This is a genomic window from Chitinophaga sp. (assembly GCF_036569125.1).
In the GTDB taxonomy this organism is placed as follows: Bacteria; Bacteroidota; Bacteroidia; order Chitinophagales; family Chitinophagaceae; genus Chitinophaga.
Genome location: NZ_DATCRF010000026.1, coordinates 1 through 4,157, shown reverse-complemented (window position 1 = coordinate 4,157; position 4,157 = coordinate 1). Strand labels below are relative to the sequence as shown.

Annotated in this window: 5 protein-coding genes and 1 pseudogene; all 6 read right to left on the bottom strand. The window is 46.9% G+C overall.

The annotated features are described in order from the left end of the window. Positions 1-509: pseudogene (locus tag VIM87_RS00915) on the bottom strand (glycerol acyltransferase); the annotation flags it as partial. After that, entirely contained in the window at positions 502-1,668 is a 1,167-nt protein-coding gene (locus VIM87_RS00910; RefSeq protein WP_331995147.1) for a DUF2062 domain-containing protein, read from the bottom strand. The gene VIM87_RS00910 and the pseudogene VIM87_RS00915, both read right to left, overlap by 8 nt. After that, positions 1,665-2,039 (bottom strand): 3-hydroxyacyl-ACP dehydratase, encoded by a 375-nt coding sequence (locus VIM87_RS00905; RefSeq protein ID WP_331995146.1) that lies wholly within the window; start codon positions 2,037-2,039, stop codon positions 1,665-1,667. The genes VIM87_RS00910 and VIM87_RS00905 overlap by 4 nt, the downstream gene beginning before the upstream one ends. Next, positions 2,039-2,665 (bottom strand): hypothetical protein, encoded by a 627-nt coding sequence (locus tag VIM87_RS00900; RefSeq protein WP_331995145.1) that lies wholly within the window; start codon positions 2,663-2,665, stop codon positions 2,039-2,041. Before VIM87_RS00900 ends, VIM87_RS00905 begins: the two co-directional genes overlap by 1 nt. Then, complete coding sequence (locus VIM87_RS00895; RefSeq protein ID WP_331995144.1) at positions 2,643-3,275, bottom strand: outer membrane lipoprotein carrier protein LolA; 633 nt, start codon at positions 3,273-3,275, stop codon at positions 2,643-2,645. The genes VIM87_RS00900 and VIM87_RS00895 overlap by 23 nt, the downstream gene beginning before the upstream one ends. Beyond that, a complete protein-coding gene (locus VIM87_RS00890) occupies positions 3,268-4,041 on the bottom strand; it encodes a polysaccharide deacetylase family protein (RefSeq protein ID WP_331995143.1) in 774 nt (257 codons plus the stop codon). Before VIM87_RS00890 ends, VIM87_RS00895 begins: the two co-directional genes overlap by 8 nt. Between the last annotated feature and the right edge of the window lie 116 nt (positions 4,042-4,157).

Genomic DNA, 4,157 nt, shown 5'->3' with positions numbered 1-4,157 from the left:
GCCGGGGATATTAAAGTATGATAATTACTTTCTAGTGTTTGCTGCAGGCGTTGAGGCTGTATAAGAGAATCAATTGTGTGATAATCGTTTGGTTCGAGGAACAACGGCAAATGGGTTTGGATCTGCTGCATCAGCCCAAGCACTAAAGTATCTTCCACCGTTATCTGCAAGTTTTTGGTGTATTGATCCCTCAACGGGAATTCATCCACAAAGTTAAACCACCACCACAGATCCTTTCCTGCATCTACCAGGCTATCCGGCTGCGCTTCCGCTGTTGTATCTTTCTGCGATACCATAACCACCAGCTTATCTGCAAAACGGGAATCATTAAATACCTGCTGCAGCTTGTTCAGCGTTTTATCCTGGGGCAGTATTTTGGTAATATCCTCTTCCAGCTGAATGCGGGATGCAAAATAGCCGGTGAGCGCAAAAGCGGCCACCACGCTGATCCACAGCCACACTTTGCGGGTTGCATAAAAGTTATAGATATGTACAAAAAAACTACCCATGTTTCTGCTTTCTGAATATGGACAGCAACACATAGGTTACCAATCCAAATATGATCCCCGCTGCCACGGCCAGCGTTACGCTGCCATAGATATACTGTAACAAATTCTGCTGCACGGCCTCCTGTGTAAGGTGCTTACTGAATATTAAGAAAGTAGCATCATGCCCTACCCAGAAACGGCCCACCATAAAGCTCAGGAACACGATCACCGGTATCATAGGCGGTATGCTGATGTTGGCTGCAATGAGCACCAATGCTTTATTGAGCTTAAAAAGAGTGGCCAGCAATAATGCTACTAACATCTGGAAACCCCAGATGGGTACAATACCCATGAAGATGCCCAGCCCGATGGACCATGCTTTTTTACCGTTTGATTCACCGGGATTCAGCAACACCTCTTTCCATAACCAGCGCCAGCTTTCCTTTTTGAACAGGAAGCGGATAAAATCGCGCGGTTTAATGTACAGGAAAGTAATGAGCACCAGCACCGTGTTTAACACGCTGATGCGGGAAAAATCCTGGAAGGGGCGGAAATGTGATACCCGCTCTTCTGCCGGCGGATAATATACCTGCACCGGCACCCAGTCTATTTTAATACCTCTCCATGCGCTGCGCACCAGCACCTCTACCTCAAACTCATAACGGGTGCACCAGAAGCGGATGGGCGCTATTAAGTTTAAAGGATACAGGCGGTAGCCGGATTGGGTATCCGCAGCCTTCATGCCTGTTTCCACATAAAACCAGAAGTTTGAAAATTTATTGGCAAAAGAGTTTTTGCCGGGCATATTCTCCTGATGCAGGTTACGTGCGCCAATGAGGATAGCATTCTTTTCTGTTTGCAGCTTATCCAGGAACACCTGCAGGTCGGAAGCAAAGTGTTGCCCGTCTGCATCTATTGTGATCACATATTCATAACCCTGCTGCAGGGCATATTTAAATCCCCGGCGCAGCGCAATACCCTTACCGCGATTAGGTGTATACGTTACACGCTGTACGGTTGGGAACTGGTCCAGTATTTCAGTAGTAGTATCTGTACTGCCATCATTCACCACAATCACATGTTGCGTATAGGATAGCACATCCTGCAATACCTGCCCCAGGGAGGAGGCGTTATTGTAGGTGGGAATAAGGACAGCGATATGAGGTGCAATACTTGTCAATTCGTAACTAAACTAAACGTTCCCTGAAATTTCATAAAAATGCTGCTGTCACTTTTAATAACAGCATTCACTTTTACTATATTATTTTCCTGCAAAGTGTATTGCAGGGTAACGGTTACCTGTGGTTGTACCACCGGGTTTATCATCACCAGGAACTTCATGCTGGTGGCCTTTTGCAGCAATACTTTGCTTTGCAGGCCTTTTTCCAGCAGCTCCTGGATGGTTTGCATCATGCACACACCCGGCACTACCGGCTGACCGGGAAAGTGCCCGTCAAATACAGGATGCGCGGCATTCAGCGCCAGTAAAGCCATAAATGACGACGCTGTTTGCTCTGATTGTACAATGTTATAAAAACTTCCTTCCAGCATTATTTTTGTACGCGTTGTAATGAAATATTGAACTTAAAATTCTGGTGTTGTATTAAAATAGTATCCGGTACGCCCTGCTCATAATGCTGCATCCACACTTTAACCACCGGTTTGCGTTTAGATGATTTCTCAATCCGCTCCAGCCGGGTGCAGGCCGTATCCGTTATGTAATAGTTGTTGCCCCTGGCAGTAGGAACAGCGATGTAATGATACCCGCTATCCTGCAGCAGGGTGGCCTTTTCTAAATTTGCCCGCAGCAGCACTAATTCAAAATCGTTCCGCAGGGTTTTTACGATCACCTTTTTATCCATTTTCGGCAGCATGTAATGTTTTACAAAACCGCTGTCTTTCGTGAACTCAAAGTCAAAGAATTTAAACCCCATTTCATTGGCAAACACCACACGCAGGCTGCTATCCGGCATTTTTTTGAAGAACAGCAAACCGCTCAGGTGGTGCTTCAGCACATCTACCTGTGTACTGTACAGCGTATTGCTGAACTGCGGCTGAAACTGCCGGATGCAAGTCACATCGCCATTGCTGCGCTGCAGGCCGCGGTAAACGGAGCTGCAGGAGCTGAGTAACAACAGGCAAACCAGCCATAAACTATTTAACCGTAAATACTGCATCCGGGATATTTACATTCATTTGTTTATGCAAAAAGCTAATGATGGTATTATCCCCGCCGGCTTCCTGCATTTCAATGGACGATACAGAATAATCCTTTTTATCCACCAGCAGCTCAATAGTTTTGAAATACTGCTGCAGCGCTTTGGATACCGGCGTCATTTCCAACCGGTAGTACTGCGCATTTTCCAGCACTTTCGTGGTAAAGTCAGGATTATTGAACACATTGCCCTGCACACAATCTACCGTAATGCGGTTGATCTGCTCAAACAGCTTATTGCCTTTGGTGCTCACCTTGTTCTGCTTCTGGCCGTCTTTGGTAAAAATATCCTTACCGTTCATTACCATCAGGTAATAGGATGGCTGCTGGTATTCCATACGTACCTTATTCTCTTTACGGAACCAGAACTTTCCTTTGGAAACAATCTTATCAGACAGCATGCTCAGGTTTTTCTCCTGCACAAAATCGGCCTGTATGGATTGTGTGTTTTGCGATGCCTTTGCAAACTGCTGCTTAAAGGCAGCCGCATCTGCCACGGGTTTAAAACCGCCTGTTTGTGCATATATATGCAGCACGCTCATACAACAAGCCAATAACATCCATCTACGCATAAGCAGGTTTATTTAATAGTTTATCAATCCTTTCTATGGTATAACCATTGTTGTGCAAATAGGCGATCAGCGCCGGTAATACCTGCACTGTTACTGCAGCGCTGTCGTGCAGCAAAATAATGCTGCCGGGCTGCAATTTGCCGGTAATACGTTCCAGCAAAGGTCCTTCTTCTTTTATCACGGTGTCTAAAGAGCGGATGTTCCAGCCTAATGGAAAGTAGCCGCCTTTGCGCACCGCTTTGCTCAGATTAGGGTTAGTAACCCCGTACGGCGGACGAAAAAAAAGCGGCCGCTGACCGGTTACCTGCTGCACATTGGCATCTGTTTGCTGCAGCTCTTCCAGCATACGGCCCGCCCCGAACAGGTCGAACCAGAAATGATGGGAGTAGCTGTGGTTGCCTACCAGGTGCCCTTCTTCGTGCGCCCGTTTCAGCAAGCCTTCATTACCGGGTATATTTTTACCAATGCAAAAAAAAGCAGCGGGCACCTGATGCGCCTGTAATATATCCAGCACCTGCGGGGTGAATTGCTGGAGCGGGCCATCGTCAAAAGTTAAGGCCACTACCTTTTGCTGCGTAGGCGCCTGGCAGGTAACCGGCATGTAAAAACCGGCCCTTATATCCATGGAGCCCCATACCAACAGCGACACATATACGAATAACAGCGTTACAAAAACCCACCAGGCTACCGGCTGCCACAGGTTGTGCAGGCACAAAAGCCCTGCGAGCAGCAGAAAGGTGGTGATATTTGTAATGCGGTATAACAAGTTTGTTTATGCTTTTTCCAACAATATCAGCGCATGGTGTGTGCCCTGGTACTGGTTATAAATTAAGATCCTGTTTAAGTGTTGCGGCGCGGTGCCACTATACAGTACGCCGGCCG

Bases quoted from the DNA above. Each gene is read 5' to 3' on its own strand.
- VIM87_RS00905 (WP_331995146.1), bottom strand. From the start codon at position 2,039: ATGCTGGAAGGAAGTTTTTATAACATTGTACAATCAGAGCAAACAGCG.
- VIM87_RS00900 (WP_331995145.1), bottom strand. From the start codon at position 2,665: ATGCAGTATTTACGGTTAAATAGTTTATGGCTGGTTTGCCTGTTGTTA.
- VIM87_RS00895 (WP_331995144.1), bottom strand. From the start codon at position 3,275: ATGCGTAGATGGATGTTATTGGCTTGTTGTATGAGCGTGCTGCATATA.